The organism is Paenibacillus foliorum (assembly GCF_013141765.1).
Taxonomy (GTDB): Bacteria; Bacillota; Bacilli; order Paenibacillales; family NBRC-103111; genus Paenibacillus_S; species Paenibacillus_S foliorum.
This window is the reverse complement of record NZ_WHOD01000013.1, coordinates 84,793-104,015: the sequence shown is the minus strand read 5'-3', so window position 1 is coordinate 104,015 and position 19,223 is coordinate 84,793. Positions and strand designations below refer to the sequence as shown.

At 46.0% G+C, this 19,223-nt stretch carries 14 protein-coding genes; 2 read left to right on the top strand and 12 right to left on the bottom strand.

Annotated features, from left to right (window positions below; genetic code table 11):
- Positions 1 to 65: 65 nt before the first annotated feature.
- From allC to GC093_RS03060, 10 genes are all read right to left on the bottom strand, one after another.
- Complete coding sequence (gene allC / locus GC093_RS03105; RefSeq protein ID WP_246313310.1) at positions 66 to 1,337, bottom strand: allantoate deiminase; 1,272 nt, start codon at positions 1,335 to 1,337, stop codon at positions 66 to 68.
- 63 nt (positions 1,338 to 1,400) lie between these two features.
- Positions 1,401 to 2,777, bottom strand: coding sequence for an allantoinase (locus GC093_RS03100; RefSeq protein WP_171650396.1), 1,377 nt, complete (start codon positions 2,775 to 2,777; stop codon positions 1,401 to 1,403).
- Positions 2,778 to 2,815: 38 nt separating this feature from the next.
- Positions 2,816 to 3,181 (bottom strand): hydroxyisourate hydrolase, encoded by a 366-nt coding sequence (uraH, locus tag GC093_RS03095; RefSeq protein ID WP_171650395.1) that lies wholly within the window; start codon positions 3,179 to 3,181, stop codon positions 2,816 to 2,818.
- Positions 3,178 to 4,689, bottom strand: a complete 1,512-nt coding sequence (gene pucL / locus GC093_RS03090; RefSeq protein WP_171650394.1) for a factor-independent urate hydroxylase — start codon at positions 4,687 to 4,689, stop codon at positions 3,178 to 3,180. The genes uraH and pucL overlap by 4 nt, the downstream gene beginning before the upstream one ends.
- A 112-nt stretch (positions 4,690 to 4,801) precedes the next feature.
- The gene (locus tag GC093_RS03085) at positions 4,802 to 5,302 is read right to left on the bottom strand and encodes a (2Fe-2S)-binding protein (RefSeq protein WP_171650393.1); all 501 of its coding nucleotides are present in this window, start codon (positions 5,300 to 5,302) and stop codon (positions 4,802 to 4,804) included.
- 14 nt (positions 5,303 to 5,316) lie between these two features.
- On the bottom strand, positions 5,317 to 7,659 hold the full coding sequence (gene pucD / locus GC093_RS03080; RefSeq protein WP_171650392.1) for a xanthine dehydrogenase subunit D: 2,343 nt from the start codon (positions 7,657 to 7,659) through the stop codon (positions 5,317 to 5,319).
- Between the two features lie 16 nt (positions 7,660 to 7,675).
- Positions 7,676 to 8,569, bottom strand: a complete 894-nt coding sequence (locus GC093_RS03075) for an FAD binding domain-containing protein (protein ID WP_171650391.1) — start codon at positions 8,567 to 8,569, stop codon at positions 7,676 to 7,678.
- Positions 8,570 to 8,737: 168 nt separating this feature from the next.
- A complete protein-coding gene (locus GC093_RS03070) occupies positions 8,738 to 9,316 on the bottom strand; it encodes a nucleotidyltransferase family protein (protein ID WP_246313399.1) in 579 nt (192 codons plus the stop codon).
- Entirely contained in the window at positions 9,279 to 10,328 is a 1,050-nt protein-coding gene (locus GC093_RS03065) for an XdhC family protein (protein ID WP_171650389.1), read from the bottom strand. Before GC093_RS03065 ends, GC093_RS03070 begins: the two co-directional genes overlap by 38 nt.
- A 46-nt stretch (positions 10,329 to 10,374) precedes the next feature.
- On the bottom strand, positions 10,375 to 11,961 hold the full coding sequence (locus GC093_RS03060) for a PucR family transcriptional regulator (RefSeq protein WP_171650388.1): 1,587 nt from the start codon (positions 11,959 to 11,961) through the stop codon (positions 10,375 to 10,377).
- Between the two features lie 434 nt (positions 11,962 to 12,395).
- Between GC093_RS03060 and GC093_RS36790 the strand changes: the two genes are divergently transcribed.
- Entirely contained in the window at positions 12,396 to 12,542 is a 147-nt protein-coding gene (locus GC093_RS36790; RefSeq protein ID WP_376768623.1) for a DUF5680 domain-containing protein, read from the top strand.
- 81 nt (positions 12,543 to 12,623) lie between these two features.
- Here the strand turns inward: GC093_RS36790 and GC093_RS03055 are convergent, their stop codons facing one another.
- The gene (locus tag GC093_RS03055) at positions 12,624 to 13,211 is read right to left on the bottom strand and encodes an amidohydrolase family protein (protein WP_171650387.1); all 588 of its coding nucleotides are present in this window, start codon (positions 13,209 to 13,211) and stop codon (positions 12,624 to 12,626) included.
- Here GC093_RS03055 and GC093_RS03050 point away from each other — a divergent pair.
- Positions 13,205 to 13,597 (top strand): Lrp/AsnC family transcriptional regulator, encoded by a 393-nt coding sequence (locus GC093_RS03050; RefSeq protein ID WP_171650386.1) that lies wholly within the window; start codon positions 13,205 to 13,207, stop codon positions 13,595 to 13,597. The two genes, GC093_RS03055 and GC093_RS03050, sit on opposite strands and share 7 nt — an antisense overlap.
- A gap of 93 nt (positions 13,598 to 13,690) precedes the next feature.
- On the opposite strand, the gene GC093_RS03045 is transcribed toward GC093_RS03050, so the two are convergent.
- Positions 13,691 to 18,826: a right-handed parallel beta-helix repeat-containing protein gene (locus GC093_RS03045; RefSeq protein WP_216624473.1), complete on the bottom strand. Its 5,136-nt coding sequence runs from the start codon at positions 18,824 to 18,826 to the stop codon at positions 13,691 to 13,693.
- Positions 18,827 to 19,223 lie beyond the last annotated feature (397 nt).

The window sequence follows — 19,223 nt, the reverse complement described above, 5'->3', positions numbered from 1 at the left end:
TTTCGTAGACATTTACTTCTTAAGCATTCCGTTATAGAGGTTGTTCAAAAGCCCCTTTTGAACGATCATTTGTAGGCAATGGAATAAAGCAGATCCATCAACACAATGATTCCTGTTCCAAGATCTTGCGGTTCTGTATATTCAGCAGGCGAATGACTAAGCCCATTATGGCTTGGAACGAACACCATAGCTGTTGGGCATATCGGTGCAAACAATTGGGCATCATGCCCCGCTCCGCTGTACATCTTTTTAAAGCTTAAATTCCGAGATTTGCAATTGCTTTGAAGTAAGTCCGTTAATTCCGTATTCATAAGGATAGGAGCGGCGTCCATCCACTGGTTCGCTGATAAAGAGAGATCGGAGCTTTCTGCTATTCGTTCCAGCTTATTTAGTAGATTCGAGCAGAATACGTCCAGCTCCTTATCACTAGCGTGCCTGACATCCAAAGTGAATTTCACACAACCAGGCACTACATTCGGCGCTCCTGAAACAACCTCAAGCTTACCGACAGTAGCAACCATCGGATTACCATAGCTAAGAGCTTCATTTCGAATAGTCATGATCATTTCACTAGCCCCGCACAAAGCATCTCGTCTGTAACCCATCGGTGTCGTGCCAGCATGATTGGACTCGCCTTTCACCTCAAAGGTAAACCGTCTTTGCCCAACTATTCCTTGAACAATCCCAATAGGGAGCTTCTCCCTCTCCAGTATGTTGCCCTGCTCTATGTGCAGCTCTATAAATGCAGCCCAGTCAGATCGTCTGCCAAGCTGATAACGATTGAGTCCAAAGCCTGCTTGATACATAGCATCAGCCAATGTCATACCTTCGCTGTCACAAACCTCGGGAGGAGTTGACGCCGAGTACAAGCCCGTTACATTACCCGATCCCCAAAAGGTTAAAGGAAAGCGACTTCCTTCCTCTTCCGCAAAGGATACGATCTCGATTGTGCGCAGCGGTTGACCATATTGTTCCTTTAAAAAAATAACGGCTAGGAAAGCCGCAACAATGCCGTAAGCACCGTCATAACGACCCCCGTTCAGCACGGTATCGATATGGGAGCCCGTTAGTACAGCTTCTGCTTCTGCTCGGCTTCCCCCCATTCGGCCAAAGAGGTTTCCTGCTTCATCGTAATAAGTGTTAAGTCCTGAAGTCTGCATACGATCCTTTAATGCCGATTGCGCTTGCTGCCAAGCCGGGCTGTATAAGAGACGCGTAACTCCTCCATCAGATTCACCACCGAATTGCGCTAACCACCCCATCATACCGGCTGCATCCAAAGTAAACCTGCGGACGAGTTCATCCTTGGATGACGGAGCATGTAAACTTTTTTCCATAGATGCCTCTGCCTCCATTTCCGCACTGGGCTTTGTCGATTAGAATGCTTGTAATGCTTAAAGTCAAAGTCTGGAGCTATAACGCAGCCACTTTCCTTGATCATCCACTCTAGCACCCACCAGACTGCTATGGTTATATACTAATTCACCTCTCACAAATGTGGCACTCACATGGCAGGAGAACGTCCGACCTACGTAAGGACTGTAAGCATGACGTTGCTCCAGCTGCTCAGACTTCAATGTATAAGTATGATTCAAATCAATGATGGCCAAATCCGCATCCGCCTCTAAGGCGATCTCTCCCTTTCGGGGATACAGGCCGAACCTTCGAGCCGGATTCAAAGACAGCAATTGACTAAGTAGAGGCAGCGGAAGTCCACGCTTTATATGACCTTCATCCACCATCAGCTCAAGCGAGCTTTGTGCTCCGGCAATTCCACCCCATGTCTTGAAAAAGTTCTCAGCCTGCTTCAATTCAGGAGGACTTGGCGAATGGTCAGAAGCAATCAAATCAATTTGTCCAGCTGCCAAAGCGTTCCAAAGCTTCTCCTGCTCCTCTTTGCTTCGCAAGGGGGGAGCGCACTTCGCGACAGCACCGAGGTTCATCATATCATCCTCAGTAAGCGTCAAATAGTGCGGGCATGTTTCCAGCGTCACATCAAGCCCCTGTGCCTTGGCGGCATGAATGAGCTCTACAGCAGCAGCGCTGCTGATATGAACAAAGTGCAGCGCGCAGCCGGTTTGCTCTGCCATAAGCAGCGCTTGGCGCACCGCTTCGCATTCAGCGGCAATGGGCCTTGATGCGGCGTAGTCAAGCGCGCCGCCTTTACCGCTGCTGGCCGCTCGCTCTGCCAGCATAACCGTCATCGCCTCATCCTCGGCGTGCAGGGCAAGCACCCGATTCAGCTTAGCGATGAGCTTCATGCCCTCCAGCAGCGTTGCTTCATCGACACGCTGGAACCGTTCCTCGCCATCTCCTCCCGGCTCGGACATGAAAGCTTTAAAGCCTATAACTCCCGCGTTCGCTAGAGGCTCCAGCTGATCCAGCTTCCCAGGCACAAGGCCGCCCCATAAAGCATAATCCACCTTGGAACGTCCTTCTGCTGCCTTCAGCTTGCTCTCCATTGCGGCAACGGACACCGTAGGGGGCAGACCGTTAAGCGGCATATCTATATAAGTCGTGCATCCGCCAGCCGCTAAGGCTGCTGATCCGGTTGCAAAGCCTTCCCAATGTCCCATAGCCGGCTCATTGAAATGAACATGAGCATCCACCATACCCGGCAGCACGTGCATTCCATCAGCTTTATAGTGCTGAGCAGCAGTCTCATCAGCCAAGCTATCTTCCAACCGGACAACTCTGCCATCTTTTACGCCAATATCCAGCCGCCTAACTTCATTTCGCAATACAACGTGTCCTCCCGTAATTTTTAAATCCAGCATTAGCTTTCCCCTCCTCCCTCGCTGCCAGTGCAAGGAAATTAACTGCCTCGATAAGTGCTATATCCTCCGGGTGCAATCAACAGTGGGACATGATAATGCTCTCCTACATTACTTATTTGAAAACGAATCGGGACTACCTCCAGAAACATCGGAGCTTCGAGTTCTATGCCCTTACTCACATTCCGATAATATTCCCCCACGTAAAACAACAGTTCGAACGAGCCTGCGAGCATGTTATCCCCACTTAATAACGGTCCATCTAAGCGTCCGTCGCTGTTCGTTACCGCCTCCTGGAGTTTAGACGCCACTCCTTCATCTGAAAAAGCAACTAATTGGATCCGCATCCCTTGAGCAGGCCTTCCAGCTGACAGCTCTAATACATGAGTCGTTAGCCGACCGCTCATTTGAGCTCCGCTGAAGCAGCGGCCTCCAGCAAATTCCGAGCCTCCGCCAAATCGCTCTGCGTCAATGAAAATCCTTGAAACCCATAAGGAGGACGAGGTTCGGTATATACTCTACCCTCAGAGCCGGGAACATTCTCAACAATCGTTTCCCAGGTCCGATTATTAGACTCAAACCATACCTTGCCAAGCTGAGGGAACCGTTCTAAAATGCGCAAGCCAATATCATAAATCAGCTTTTGAATAGAAGGACTATTGAGCTGGTGGAAAAGTGTATGGGTAATGTCACTGATTTGTTCCGCCGCCACATACTTAACCTCTCCTTCGCTTACCGCATCTTCATAATCCGCATATTCCCAGCCTATATTAAGATAAATGTATAATGGACGGTCAAAGCTTTCCGGCAGTGTTGTATATTCATCACGGACAAAACCGGCAAACATACTGCCCTTCACCTTAATCAAATGCAGATTGGACAGCAATGCGGAATGCCCGAGGACCTCGTAGCCTGCTTCTCCACGCTCCATTTTAAAAGTGAACACACCGCTCTCATTACGGGAATGCCTGAAAACCAGCCCACTATCCGTAAAAAAATCGCCTCCTGATGGAACCTTTACCGGATCAAAAGGAATACGTTCAGCCGATAGCTCAATGCCTGTTAAATGAGTATATTTGTCCATGAACAAGGTTGCCATATCCCGCAAATAAGCTTCGACCGTATTTCCAGTAAAGTCTGCTGTATGCCGCAAAATAAAATTTTTCATCGAATCTGTAGCCACAACCGAGGTGTTATCACCTTCCGTAAAAGAGGTCAGGAGAATATCTGCCCATACAGAGATTTTGACATTTAATGCGAATACAACGTTATCCGTACCTATATACGTGGATTCAGGCACCGGCTGTACCCGAAGCGGCTTTACAAAAGTACGATAAACCAATACATCCCCTTTTCCATAATGCATCGTTCGTTTATTCGTAAAATTCTCCATGGGTTGATCTCCTCCATTATTAGTAATGATCAGATCATTAATGCGAAAGCGGGTGATGTCAGCGATCTGCTTTAATGCTGCTTGTTTTTCAGCTTCTTGATCCAAAGTTATTCTGTATTTCATCGCTTCCAAAATCATTTCTTTGGATTTCCCGCTAACCGCGATGATAAACGGAAAACCGAATTTATGAGTATACTCTGTGTTGCAAGCATGAAATTCTTCATATTGTTCAGCTGTAAGGTCTGACAAACCAGATCGGCGTTGTTCATTAACCGACAAGGGACTCATTTGCAAACGTCCCCCCAAATCGGGATGAGCACGGATCAGCTTGAGCTTCATGTCCTCAGGAGCTTGCTCTACAACGTCCACCATGGCTGCATGAAGCTGCTCTTTATCCGCAAAAGGTCGAGAGCTCCAAGCTCCTTCGGCAACCCAAGGGGAATGCTCAAAGATATCTCCCAAAGTCTTTATAAATGGGCTCTGGTTCATTCGATTCAAATCGTTGATGGTAAAAGACTTCATGAGAATTTCACACCTTCCTTCAAGTCTTCCTAGGTCCTCAGCTGCTGATGAAGCGCGTTTTCTTCAAATGCTTGTATCCACTCTCTTCTAAAAGCTTTTTTTCTATTCGCTTTTAAGTAGGTCCAGTCGCTCTGCAGCAGTTTCGCACAGCCGTCTCGGCCGCTCGCATAATACCGCCATAGCCTGTGCAGCGGCATATATTACCGGACAAGCCCTCTGTAAGCTCTTCATGAGTCGGTGTAGGGTTAACGCCCAATAATCCCACCAGTGATATGACCATACCCGGCGTGCAATATCCACATTGAAAACCGCCCTCCTCCAGAAAAGCCTGCTGTACGGGATGCAGGTCGTCACCCTCGGCGAGGCCCTCTATCGTGACCACTGAACGTCCCTCCAGCTGGTAGGCCATCAACAGGCAAGCATTCACCGGTTGACCGTCCAACAAAATCATGCATGCTCCACAGCGCCCGATTTCACATGAAATCTTGGTTCCTGTCAGTTCCAGATCTTCCCGCAATATATCGATGACACGACGGGAAGGCGATGCATTAAGCTCAAGCCGCTTGCCGTTTAATTGAAAGGACAGCTTATCGTCTGGGATTGGTTGAATCATATGACCGCTCCCCCCTATTTAAACGCTTGATCCGACATTAGCTCCTCAGGAGCAATTGGGAGGTGCTGAATCCACTTCCCTACCGCTTGGTGAACGGCAGCAATAATTGCCGGAGCCACAGCAACCGTACCGATCTCTCCTACACCCCGCGGTCCGAATGCGTCTCCTTCCGGAAGCTCATCAATCGCATCCAATCTCAGATGGTCCGGAACATCCTTGATGGTCGGTATTAAATAAGTATCAAAGTTGTTCGTCAAGTAGCGCCCATCCTTCATCACAGAATCCTCTGATAATGTAAACCCAAGCGCCATACTGCTGGCGCCTTCGATTTGACCGACATACCCCATCGGATTCACAACAGGGCCGGCAGCAACCGCATGGTATTGATCCGTCACTTTTACTTTCCCTGTCAGCAAATTGACCTCTACTTCTACGGCAACGGCCGTGTACGTATGCAAGTAATGAGCTCCGAATATTTCATCGGGGGTTGTTGGAAAGTCAAACTGGGATTCACTTTCAAGTGGCGCTGCTTCACAATGCTTTGCAAGCTCGCGGTAGCTAATGATTGGCCTGGAATAGGTTCTGGAGCTGATCCATGCCTCCGATTCGATGTAAGGCTTCGTTTGAGCAGTTTCATCTCGTGTCGGCTCCAGGGTCTCTGCTGCCTTTAGCCAAATTCCGCCCAAACCGGTTGTTAGCGAATCCGTTGGAATTCCCGTCTGCTCCGAAGCGGCTGCCAGCAGCTTTTGGGTAAATAGAGGCCCCATCCGTTCTAATGCCTGCCACATCATACTGGTTGCTCGTGAAGCCGTGCTTGATCCACTATGCGGAACACGTGCTGTATCGCCAATTACAATTTCTACATCTTCTTTACCGCAGCCGAATCTTTCAATAAGTAATATTTGCAGGGTAGCAATGAGCCCTTGCCCAAATTCCTCATAGCCGAATGAAGCTTCGATTAGACCTTCTTTGTTAAGTCTAAGACGGCCTCCAGCAGAATCTGGCAATCCATAGCCAAGCCCTGAGCCATGCATAGCTATGGCAGCTCCGATTCCATGCCGGATCCACGGGGGACTTGACGTATCTCTGTGTTCACGATTTTTCATAAGCTCAGAGCCTGCTACAGATTCCCAAACCTGCTGCGCCCCATCCGTCGGTACGATTCGCTGCCCGAACGGTCCAGTATCCGCTCTTTCTCGAAGGTTCAGCCTTCTTAATTCCCAGCCATCAATTCCCGCTGCCTCTGCCAAACGGTTCAGCTGTCCCTCAAGCGCGAAGATGATTTGATTGCCCCCGAAGCCGCGAAACTCACCTGATACGCCATTGTTGGTATAGACTGATACCCCCTCTATAGATACATGAGGGATACGGTAGGGACCCTGAGCATGCTCGGTGGAAAAGTTAAGCACCGGCGCTCCTAGTGTGGCATAGGCACCAGTATCGGCTACAATCTGTACCGTATGTGCCAGCAGCTTCCCTTCCTTATCCATGCCCGTCTTCATCGTGACCGTCATTGGATGGCGCTTCAGTCCGGCTCGCACCGATTCGAAGCGTGATTGATGCAGCTTGACCGGGCGTCCGCTTTTGAGCGCAAGCAGCGCTCCATAAGGCTGCACGTTCAATTCATCCTTACCGCCGAACGAACCACCTATCGGACTCGAAACCACGCGAATTTCAGATTCCGGAATGGCTAGAATACGAGATAGCTGCATCCTATCCTTATAGCCGTGCTGAGTAGGAGCATACACGGTTAGTCCGCCATCCTTCTCAGGCACGAACAGCCCACCTTCCGTCTCCATATAAGCATGCATTTGGCGGGGTGTCAGGTATGTGTTCTCTGTTACGAAAGCACATTCTGCAAAAGCATCCTCAGCGTTACCGCGTTGATATTCTGTCCTGTGAAGCACATTGCCGTTCGGGTGAAGCTTCGGCGAATCCGCTCGTAATCCAGCTTCAGGACTATCTATTATCGGCAAAGGTTCGTACACGACATCGATCAATGAAAGTGCATATTCGGCTATCTCCACACTTTCAGCTGCCACGGCCGCTACAGCATCACCTACATATCGAACACGGTCCTCACAAAGCACCGGCTGATCGGGAGTAGCTATTCCGAACAAATTCATTCCGGGAACATCCTTATAAGTAATTACTGCGAAAACCCCTGGAAGCTGCTCTGCACACTTAGTATCTATGGATAGAATCCATGCATGGGGATGAGAGCTGCGCAAAATTTTGCCAAATAACATATCCGGTAGTCGCATATCCGTCAAGTAGGTGAGCCTACCTGCCACTTTATCCAATCCATCGGGGCGGACATGCCATCTAGATCCTGCTGTTTCTCTATCAAGCAGCATAGCGCTCACACCTTTCTCAGCGGTTTTTACTGGAAATTCGACTCCACAGAGCCGCCGCAATCATATTGGCTGCGGCTTGCTTACGGTACTCGTTCGAAGCGAAAGCATCAGTGCCTCCGTCAAATTGCTTTATTATTAATGGATGTATATGTTTGATCAGCCCCAGGCTGAGTTGCTGTCCTTCTAATGAAGCCTCTGTATCCGTTAACCGGATTGCCATCGCCGCAGCACTGCCGGCAGCTAAGCGAACACTTCGAATCTTATCTTCTGTATCCATATGAAGCTCCCCAGCGATTGTAACGACAGAAGGGCAAAACGCTTCTCTTCTACCTAGCTTTTCGTAGAATGGAGCCATTAAATAATTTGTTTCTTCGAGCTTAGGAACTATGATTTCAAGCAATAATCTAAGTTCTTTCATTGAAGGCTCCGATCGTCTCTGCTGTAACCAATCTTCTGTTGTTTGTATGATCGTATTCGTTCCATTAAACCAGACCAAACGGGCATCGACTGCCAACAGTGCAGGAATAGAGTCTCCTACGGTTGACATTATGTTTCCACCTAGAGTACCTATATTACGAATTGACGGTGCAGCAATATTCCGACAAGCTTGCTTCAAAAGCGTTGGTGTTCTTAAATCACGCAAGCAGGCTGCCAACGTGACAGCTGAGCCCAGGCGAGTTTCTTGATTATCTGAATGTATGCCGCGCAATTCCGGGAGAGATTCAAGACTAATGAGATGGAGAGGCTTCGGAACAGTTCCGGATTCCCACTGCGTTCTAAGCAGAGTGCCTCCAGAAACGAAAATCGCTTGATCTGTAAACTTCTGCTTCAACTGCCATGCCTCCATAATCGTTCGGGGCTGCCATACTTGCCTAAGAAATTCAGGATTCGAATAAAGTCCCATGGCCATTTGAAATCCCTCCTTTGCTGCTTGGTATCTAAACTATACAAATACGTTATATTGGCGTCAATAAATATGACATATATTCGTATTTGATAACAATTTCAACTATCGTTTTTGTAATTAATTCAATAAATTCAGTTATGATCGTGATGTTATATCACATATATAATCAAATCATCCATTCATACGCTTGAACCTTTCCAAATCCTGAGGGGTATCTACATCAACAAAAAGCCTTTGATCCAGCTCCGCTAGCACTCTTCCATGAAACTCAGGCTTCAAAAGTAGCTTGCGAGCACCTTCATCACCCTGCAGTCCTCTGAGAGCCCCAAACATAGAAGCAGCCAATAGCACCGGTGGTTTTGCTACTCCTGCATCACCTGAAGCAACATAATCAAGCGAAGAATCGGATTCAAAAACACCTATTAACCTGTCGATCATTTCTGTAGTAATAAACGGTTGATCTGCCAGCACCACAATAACAGCATCGGGAGCATCCCATTCCTCTACCGCAGCTTGTAAACCTGCTCGAAGCGAGTAAGCCATCCCCCGCTCTGCTTCTTCCGCCACAACAAAACGGCATCGCTGCTGAAGGTGGGAATCATCTTCTCGATGGGGCAACCAATCAGGCAGCCCTTCTTCATTCAAAACCACTACAATACGATCTAGACGAGACTCCATGACTCTAGAAAACGCATATCCACCTATTTTCCTTTCATTGTCGAGCTGTATGGAAAGCTTGGGGACTCCCATACGCCGGCTTAGTCCAGCTGCCATATACACTCCCGTCACTTTGATTCCCATGAGCGTTCACTCCTCGACCCGAATTAACCGCATTGCGCTTAACAGCTATCAATTCTGCAACTATACTAACCGCGATTTCAAATGGACCTTCGGCTCGAATTGGCAGCCCCACCGGGCACCTAAGCCAGACTGGAGGGGTACGCCCATTCAGCACCTGAGCAGATCGAGTCTTCGATCCAAGCAGGCCCACATAGCGAGGCGAGAGAGACCAAAGCGCCTCTAAGCATTGACGATCTCGCTCCAACTGATGACTCATAATCACAACATAGTCAACCTCACTGATTTGCAGCCTCTCAATTAAGTCATTTGGGGAACCAACAGCCGTTTCGCATCCTTCTGGAAAGCTTCCGCTGCAGCAGAGCGCCTCTCTCCAATCAGCCACAACAACGCGAAACCCCGCCTGCCTAGAAAGTTCAACCAGCGGCTGCGCATCGGTGCCAGCTCCAAAAACAACCAGCCGCGGCCGCGGTTCACAATAGAACTGAAGAGAAGTCCTTCCAGCTGCCGCTTGTAAACCATGCATGACTGCAGACTCAACCTTGTAGCTGACACAACCTTCTGCATCCCACTCTCTGCTTAGCAAACAGACCTGCCCCAGATCAAGCATTGCTTTTACTTCAGTCAGAACCAAGTCCAGCTTCTCAGTTAAGGGCTCTACGAGCACATGGACGCTACCTCCGCAGCCAATCGCTTCTCCCCAAGCAAAATCATCAGGATTTCTCATATCGTATTCAACATACAGGGCCCTCCCATGCTCCAAAACTCCCGTAACCCTTTCTTGGAGATCGGCCTCTAAACAACCAGGACTTATACCTCCCACCCGCTCCCCATCCTCAAACAGAAGCATGGAGGCTCCGATCTTACGGTATGCATGGCCTGATACCTTAACTATAGTGGCTAGGGCAGCTTTTCTGGCCAGCTTCTCCCTATCCCAGTAGTTAAGCAACTCGTGTAAATCCATAACAACCGCCTCCTTTGTAATTAAAATTGATCTGTGGGTATAATTTTCACTTTTCTTCCACCATTTTTCGGAAAACGAACGCCAGCTTTAGCCTCATAAGATCATTGATTTTCTTAAAATCAACCCCCAGCATTTCACCGATTTTCTCTAACCGATAAGCTGCAGTGTTCCGATGAACAAACAAATGCTTCGCCGCCTCATTAACTTGACCATCATGCTCCAAAAACACCTCCAGCGTACGCAGCATCTCCTGCGAATAATCCGGATCCTTGGCAAGCAGCTCTGACAAAACTTCATCGCTATAAGCCCTCATCTTTTCTTTGGTCACATGCTGGAAAACGTAAGCCAGCTCAATGGAGCCGAATTGAATAATCCGATCCGCCATCCCTAGCCGACCTGACAGCTTCAATGCATCGGAGCATTCCAGATACGCTTGACGCAGCATTTCCCGCTTCGTTTTCTTAGCACTTACGGAGAGCTGAATTTGCGTAATGATACCTTTATTCACGATAAATTCAAAAGATCGTGATAATAAATCAGGCAATTTACCAGCATTTTCAAATGCATCCGCCCGAAAGATCGAGAATACCCCTACATCCACAATAAAATGCACAACACTCAAATCACGGAAAACAGGATTGTATTCAAATTCCTCGCGGATCTCCTTTACTACCAACCTGCGACGCCCATCCCTATCATCAGCAGTAACCTTCGTCAATACACATTGGAACGCCCCACTCAGCACACGAACACCCAAATTCTCAGCATAGTCCGCAAGCATATCGATCGGGATATTTTGATTTAAGTAGCGAGTAAACAGCTCTCCCAAATCCTTGTTCAACGACTGCTCCAGTGCATCTCTGAAAATATAACTCATATGATGGGCAATCATTTCCGAGGTTTGATGAAACAATCCCTCCTCTTCCTTCAATAGAAGCGTTTCTGGAGGAAAGAACAACACGGATCCGATACATTCCTGTTTATAGTCAAGTGAAATTCGGTAATGACCCCCATACTCGGCACGCACCCACTGATCATTTTTATGCCATGGCCACTGCTTTAACAATTGTCCGTCCGGATATGCTGTTGCATTAAACACCATTTGGCCGCGAGAGCTAACCACTGTAAAGGGATAACCGATAATAGCAAGCACCTTGCTGAAAAAGTCCGTTTCAAAGCCAGATTTCAAGGCAAACTGCATCAGCTTTTTTTGCTTATCCAACAGCTTGTGGAGCGACCGCGTGTTGCGTTCCATCTCTGCATAAAACAAACCGCTCATCTGATCGGAAAATGTAAATTGAAAAGGAAGCTCAATTAGAGGAAATTGCAGCCGATCCGCTTCTTCAACAATAGGCTCGGGAATACTGGTCCAAAACCGCCCCAGCTTGACACCAAGTCCGGCAGATCCTCTGGCATCCAGCTTCCGCAGAAGCCCGACAGCCTCTTCAGGATGATCCTTCATAATATATGCTGTTGTGAATAACATCTCACCTTCCTTAATCCATTCTGTAATATCAGGGGCATCCATCACATTGACTGATTTCACGATCCGCGAGGCTCCACCTCTGCCAGCTATTAACCGGCCCTCAGAAAGTGGGTATATGCTTAACGCCTGTTCCACTGTAATATTCATTCGGATCTCCCCCTTACAATTTGGATTAAACTATTCACACTATAACAAGCCGTATTAACTAATGTAAGTTTATATAACATTATATTCAGGTATTCAGAAAAGAACAATCACTAAAATCATATTCAACAACAAAAATAGCTCTATTCATGTCTTTTTAAAGAAAAATTATTGTTTTATATGTTATGTTTCATAACATTAATTTTGATTTCTTATCTAAACCCATACGTTTGTACGCGGGGAGGGAACTGGGTGTGGGATTCCGACCGCTCTTGAAGTCGTGTTCCTTGAATTACAGGCTTGCAGCGGTTGGAACACGAGCTTCAAAGGCGGACGCTGACGCTTCTCCATCCCACACCCATCCCCTCTCTTGTTCTACCTTAACCAGTCAGCTTGAATTCAGTATCAGAATGTTTCAACTCTGCTGTAGACGATAAATTCTGTACTTCTATCGAGATATTTATTTTGGTTCCGCCTTCTTCATTGGACAAGAAACAGTTGAGTTTGGAAGTCGTCCGATATGGTCAACGGTCTATTCTGGAGGGGCCATTATTCCAAATGCAATACAGGACCAATCCTATTGATCTGTCGAGCATTGGTTTGGGTTTTGAACAAAAAAACCGCCCCCATCTCCACAAGAGAAACCAGACAGTCCCGATTACAACTTATTCATTTCCTATAGAAGCAAAGAAGCTTGTTACCGCAGGCAGCGTCTCCGCAACGATACGCCCTTTGCTAACCACATAACGACATACCGGCTGCCGACGAATAAGGTCAACCGAATCTGTTGCATCCACAAGCACAAAGCTCGCCGGTTTATTAACCTCTACTCCATATTCACCCTCAATTTGAAGCGTCTTTGCAGCTCGGTTCGTTATCATCCTCACAAGCTCGGCAACCTCCTCTCGTCCAGTCATATGAGCAATATGCGCCGCCATATTAGCTGCCTGCAGCACGCTCCCCGTACCCAGCGGATAGAACGGACTTTGAATATCATCATGTGCAATACTAACATTCACACCGGCTTGCCACATTTCTTTAATTCTGGCAATACCGCGCCCCCTCGGGAAACTGTCTAACCTCCCCTGCATCGCACTGTTAATCAGAGGGCAACAGACCACATTAATGCCGGATCGGGATAACAAACCCAGCAGTTTCCGGAAGTAGGCCTCTCCATAATAAGAGGATGCATTAGCATGACTCACAGTGACCCGTTCTCGCAATCCCGAAGTCAAAGAATGGACGCATGTCATATGCGAAGATCGGGGAGCAGTTGAATCTTTCACGGGTTGCCATTCAAAAACGCGTTGAGGCTTTGGTAGAAAATGAAGTCATCGAGAACTTTACCATTCGACTTAACGCTACAAAACTGGGAAAAGTAGTTAGCGCCTTCTTCGAAGTTGAAGTCGAGCCCCGTTTTGCCCAGAATGTCGGCAACTCGTTAAGCGCTGACCCCAGTGTGATCAGCATCTATCAAATGACCGGCCCAAGCACTCTGCATATGCACGCTTTATTAAAGGATGAGGAAGCTCTGGAGAACTTCCTATACAAGCACATCTACACCTTGGAGGGCGTTGTCCGTGTCAACACACAAGTCGTCATTAAACGCTTTAAGCAAGGCACCGGACTGGAGTTGTAAGAATGGGAAAAAGGGCCGATCCTCAGTCTGAAATGACTGTTAGATCGACCCTTTTCCTATTGCCACAAAAAAGAATGAAAATACTTTATACTATTAGTTAATGAACTCTACAAATTGCAGCAAGCGTTTAAGCATAACCGCAGCTTCCGCGCGAGTTGCTTGATCTTTAGGTGCGTACGTTTTGTCTGTTACGCCATTGACAATACCAGCATTAACCGCACCAGCTACAGCATTCTTCGCCCAGTCGGAGATCTTGGAGCTGTCATCAAAGGCTGCAAGCTTTTTGGCATCGGTATCGCTTTTCTTGCCTGCAAGCTCAATCGCACGCGCAATCATAACCGCGATTTGCTCACGAGTGATTGTTGCGCCCGGTTGGAATGTGCCATTCTCGAAGCCGTCTACTAGACCTGCTTTCGCTGCTGCTCCAACCGCTCCTGCATACCAATCAGATGCTGATACATCGGAGAACTTCGTCGTTACTTCTTCTGTAAGACCTGTTGCGCGTACAAGCAGCGATGCAAACTCAGCACGCGTGATTTGATTTTGTGGTGCAAAGCTCGTATCGGTCGAACCATTAACAAGCAGCTTGGATGCAAGCAGCTCAACGTCTGCTTTTGCCCAGTGCTCATTAAGATCAGCAAATGTTTTATTCGCTTGAACAACCGTATAGATGCTGTTACCCGGTCTTAAAATTGTTACCCTTATTGAAGTACCATTAGTGCTGAACTTAGTCGGAACAAACGTCATGGTGCCCGTGGTAGGGTTATATAAAACCCCTGTTGCTTTCTTGGTATCAACTGAGCCCGAAATCTCGAAAGATCTGGATACATACGTTTTACCAAAGTCATTAACTGTTATTTTCTTACCGTTCGCTTCTGCTGTAATGATGAAATCTACAGCATTAACCAACTGAGTAACCCCATTTTTGTTAGCATTGGCATCAATAGACTTAGCAATAGCTCCGCTAACCTTTTCTAACGTTATGCTTAGCTTCACATCCTTGGCTTCTACGCCAAGCGACTTAGCCAATGCGGTTACATCAATCGCTTTAACAGGTAAATCGTATGTGGTTCCGTTAGCTTTGATCGATAAAATGGCATTTGGAGATTTCGATGCCGCTTCAGTCAATGATGTGGCTGAAACCTGAACGATCGATACGGGTTCGGAGCCTTTCACTTCGATGGTAATCGTATTCGAACTCGCTGTAAGCAATTCAATCGCTTTAGTCAGCGCCGCTGCGTCAATTGCAACCAACGCGGCTGATTTCCCATCTACTGTTACTTTCTGTGGTTCAGGACTAAGCAGTGACCCGTTACCACTAGATTGTGGCGCAGTATCTACGGTCGGACCTGTTCCTCCACCGCCACCCGGCGAATGTTTGTTGTCTTGTCTTAATACAGGTGCTGTGAATTTAAGGAAATCACCTAGGATGATAGCACCCTCAGCATCTCTCAGATAAGGCAGTACAGGCTGTAAGCTTGCAAAATGTCCATCCACAAGAGTTAAGCCTTGCTTATTTACAGAATTGGTACCGTTAAACATAAAGTTACTATTATCGTTTAATTCTGCTGGATAATTATCCTTAGCCGTATAGCTTTTTTGGTAGGAGACAAACCCATTAATTTTAAAATCAGTAGGTATACCTGTATAAGAGGTAAAGTTCAAGTTCCCTTTTGCATTATTAAACGCAATATTAGTACTTTCAGCTCTAACGCCCGGGTTACTATTGCTTGCAAATCCGTAAGCACCATTACCAAAAGCAATACTGTTGCGGATAATATGAGGCACGTGAATTCCTTCACCCCCAAGTTTAAATCCGTTCTTGTCCCCTGCACCTACTGTACCATCGGTCAAAGTACCATTGTTATAGGCGATACTATTTTCAATAATAACAGCACCGATAGCTCCAGTGCCTACCTTGGTGTATAGATCCCAACCATCATCAATGTTGTTGTGAGCGATGTCACCTCTGAAGATGTTGCCTACGCCTGAAGTAAGCTTGGCAGCAAAACCGTCTGCGTTATTGTCAGCAGGGTCACGGTTATCAAATGATTCGCAATTCAGAATCAAGTTGTAAGACGGCCAAAGCGCTTTGTCTTCGGAATCATCCGTACGGCTAATCTGCAATCCAGTATCACCGTTTCCATAGAAGCGGCTGCCTTCTACAATATTGTAGCTGCCACCTACGGTAAAGCCTTTTGTGTTGCCGGCTGTGCGTGTAAAGTCTATGCCTTTTACATGCCAGTAGTTACCGCTGAGTACTACACCTTCCGAATATTTGTCAAAATCAATAATCGGCTTGGCTCCAGGAGCAGCTATAAGATATTTCTTGGCTGTTGCCGTCCCGTCGTTCCCCTTCTTGATATCAATTTTGCTGGAACGTACATATTTACCGTCAAGCAAAACAACCTTCTGTCCTTCTCTTACATAAGAGACAGCGGTATCCAAATCAAGCGGGCTATTAATGGTTCCGTTCCCCTTGCTGGTACCTGTCGGGGATACATAAATGTCCCCATTATCCACGAACGATTTCATATCCACAGTCAAATTTTTGACTAGCTTGCTGGCGGATGCCAAGTTCTGCGTATCATCTGGTACAAAGCTTGCGCTAAAGTTAGTATACGTATTTGCTGTAACCGTAGTGTTATGCGATAAGGTTCCACCCGCTTGAACAACTGTATCCTTAGCAATTACTTTTTCTCCCTTTTTGATCGTAAATGAACCTTTAACGTTGGATTTGACCCCTAAAGTATACGCCTCTTTGGAAACCTGGTTCAAGGAAACGAAATTAAAATCAGGTGTAACTTTTGCTGGAGGTGCTTCCATCTTCGGTGCATCTGTTTGTGCAGCAGATACTTTCAAATCAATATGACTAACCTCGATTGTCGCAAGACGAGCGGCAAAGAAGCCTACATACATTTTGGAGTTTTGTACTTTTAGAATGTCCGGCTCAAAATAAAATGGCTCTGTACCGTCATTCAACTTACTGTTGTCATTTACTCTAGCTGTAAAGCCGCTGTTCGTTTTGACCAAAGTAAGCTTGTAGCTTTTTGCCGGATACGTATTGGTTATTGCTGGTCTTTCATTGATTAGCATTGTATTTAATACACTACCCGTACCTGTTCGGATAAATAGCTGCGTTCCATTCGCTTTTGTCGTTCCACCGCTATATCCGCCAACGGCCGCAATGTTTGATGTAAATACACTGGAATCGCCAGCGGTTCCAATAGCGTCTCTCGCCATAATACCGAATGATTCTTGTCCATCATATGGTGTTTTGGCATATTCAATAACTTTAATGTCCGCTGATAACTCAAAGTTATCTTGGTTCGCATCAAGCTCGGTATAATAATAGGAGATACCGTCATGATCCCCTGTCACTTTACCTCCACCTTCTAAAGCGATAAGTTGAACAGTTCCATCTTCTTTAACCACTACTTTATTGTTCGCATCCGATGTAGATTGACCGAATCGGATCGATTTCCATTGCTGCTCAACAGCTTCCCTTACTGTTGCTTTAATCGTGATTGGTGCGATCGATTTGTTGACGGGAGTGATTACAATAGGGTAAGTTCCTGTCTTTTTACTGTCGAATGCAGCAGGATTAATTGTGTATTGATCCGATGGCAATACCGTTTTATAGGTGCTGTCAAAGACAGTCTTATCATAAAGAGTAGATACATCTAGCCCAGTTGAATCAAAAGCTTGATCCACCTGATAGGTGGTCTTAGGATATTTCGTAACCTGTATACCAGTAGCTGCAGGTTGCTTCACATTAACATCTACAATAGCTGTCTTGGTCTTATCTGTAATATGTGTAACTTTAATTTGCTTTGTCCCTACTGTCGAAGAATTAAGAGCCTCAATAGTATATTCAGTATCTCTCATAAGCCTCGCTTCGGAACCATCGCTATATTTTGCATAAACACTCATTCCGTCTGGCACGAATTGGTCGCCGACAAAATACTGTGTCCTCTTCGGTTGCTGTCTAACCTCAATTCCGGTAAGCTGTACATTCATAACCTCTATGTCAAAACTCGTATTAGTGGCGGGAGTGACAGTAGAAGTTACTTTCACAGTCTTAATACCTGGGGAAGTGAAGTAATATGTCGACTCAGTTACGCTAGACCCAGGCAGAGAAAGTGTGTACTGACTGCCGGTAAGTTCTCCAGTAGGGGAAGCTCCGTTGTAACCGCCAATTACGGTCAACCCTTGCGAAATAAACGGTTCCCCGAGATTGTACGTCATCTTAGCAGGGAGGTACTTGATACCCAGCGCCGTTACAACCAACGGTTTTACGATCAAGTTAATTGTTGCCGTTTTACCGTTAAAATTGATTGTTATTGGGTTGGTTCCCGGTACGCTGTTATTAAAACCTGAAACAACATAATCCTTTGATGTAAGCTCATCTTCATGTCCATCTGTATAAACAGCTGTCACTCTAAGACCTGAAAGATCCAAGCTGTCACTCACGAAATACTCCGTTTTCATTAAAGATGTATCCAGCTTTAACTCCTTAGGTGTTCTAGTATCCATCTTTAAACTAATATCACTGTAGGTCACTGTAGTATTTCTTGAAGTAAAAAGACCTGCATAAGTTAAATCGTTAGTAAAATTCTCAATCACCTTTGTTTCATTTCCGATCTTTAACAAGTAAGTATTACCCGACTTTTTAATACTCAAATCATAAACATTACCGCCTCCAGGTAAGACCGCATTATCAAACTCTAATTTAGCAGGAGCACCTGCGCCTTGTTTATATAAGGATTTCATCTTCTGCTCAAATGCGCCTAATGAGACGTAATCACCTGTATAGGACGTCTGATGCGTGTTATCGAGTACATTACTTCTCAGCATTATCCCGAAAGCTACCTGACTATTAGCCGTCCATTTATCGACAGTAGCCTTCGCAGATAGTTCATAATTGGCATTAGCGGGGACCTTTTTAAAATAATAAGCAATCCCTTCTGCTGCACTAGCAGAGGACACAATTTTTCCTCTGTCATTCAAGCTTTTTAGTGTAACGGATCCATTTGCATTTTCATTAATTCCGAAATTTGTAGATGTTATCTTATCCTGTCCTCCTACATCACCAAAGACGCTGCCTTCCCAATCGCTTGAAATATTAATGAAATCTACCGCAGCCGAAGCAGTAACCGGTATCATCGACACAATCAAACTCAAACACATAATCAAAGAAAGTAATCGTTTATAATTTCCTAGCTTCAATAAAATACACCTCTCAAGTTCATAGTTGATTAATAAGTAAACGCTTTCTTTTGTTCATAAATAACCATGTAAAAACTTCATTCGTAAATAATATGTACTAATAAATATGTTTCACCTACGCCTACCTTACACCTCCTTGAAAAATAAGCGCTTCCTCTTATCGAGCATAATTACATCCATCTCATCATATAAGGAAAGCTGCAAATTATCATCGCCATATTTTAACCAGTTACTAAATATTGTTAGTTTCGGGCTTTATTTTTGAATATGCTTTTTTTAACCTGAGTGTGCTAAAAGCAATCTATTACCAGATAAACAATAAGTCCGCTCTTATTCAAAAGAAAAAAGCCTAAGCATAATGCCCGGCTCTTAAACTTTGTATTGTGCATTTTTTTCA

Excerpts from the sequence above, each read along its gene's own strand:
- GC093_RS03065 (WP_171650389.1), bottom strand. The coding sequence starts at position 10,328 with ATGGATTTACACGAGTTGCTTAACTACTGGGATAGGGAGAAGCTGGCC.
- pucD (WP_171650392.1), bottom strand. The coding sequence starts at position 7,659 with ATGCTGCTTGATAGAGAAACAGCAGGATCTAGATGGCATGTCCGCCCC.
- GC093_RS03085 (WP_171650393.1), bottom strand. The coding sequence starts at position 5,302 with ATGATTCAACCAATCCCAGACGATAAGCTGTCCTTTCAATTAAACGGC.
- GC093_RS03060 (WP_171650388.1), bottom strand. The coding sequence starts at position 11,961 with ATGAATATTACAGTGGAACAGGCGTTAAGCATATACCCACTTTCTGAG.
- GC093_RS03050 (WP_171650386.1), top strand. The coding sequence starts at position 13,205 with ATGTCATATGCGAAGATCGGGGAGCAGTTGAATCTTTCACGGGTTGCC.
- GC093_RS03075 (WP_171650391.1), bottom strand. The coding sequence starts at position 8,569 with ATGGCCATGGGACTTTATTCGAATCCTGAATTTCTTAGGCAAGTATGG.
- GC093_RS03070 (WP_246313399.1), bottom strand. The coding sequence starts at position 9,316 with ATGGGAGTCCCCAAGCTTTCCATACAGCTCGACAATGAAAGGAAAATA.
- GC093_RS03100 (WP_171650396.1), bottom strand. The coding sequence starts at position 2,777 with ATGCTGGATTTAAAAATTACGGGAGGACACGTTGTATTGCGAAATGAA.
- allC (WP_246313310.1), bottom strand. The coding sequence starts at position 1,337 with ATGGAAAAAAGTTTACATGCTCCGTCATCCAAGGATGAACTCGTCCGC.
- GC093_RS03055 (WP_171650387.1), bottom strand. The coding sequence starts at position 13,211 with ATGACATGCGTCCATTCTTTGACTTCGGGATTGCGAGAACGGGTCACT.
- pucL (WP_171650394.1), bottom strand. The coding sequence starts at position 4,689 with ATGAAGTCTTTTACCATCAACGATTTGAATCGAATGAACCAGAGCCCA.
- uraH (WP_171650395.1), bottom strand. The coding sequence starts at position 3,181 with ATGAGCGGTCGGCTAACGACTCATGTATTAGAGCTGTCAGCTGGAAGG.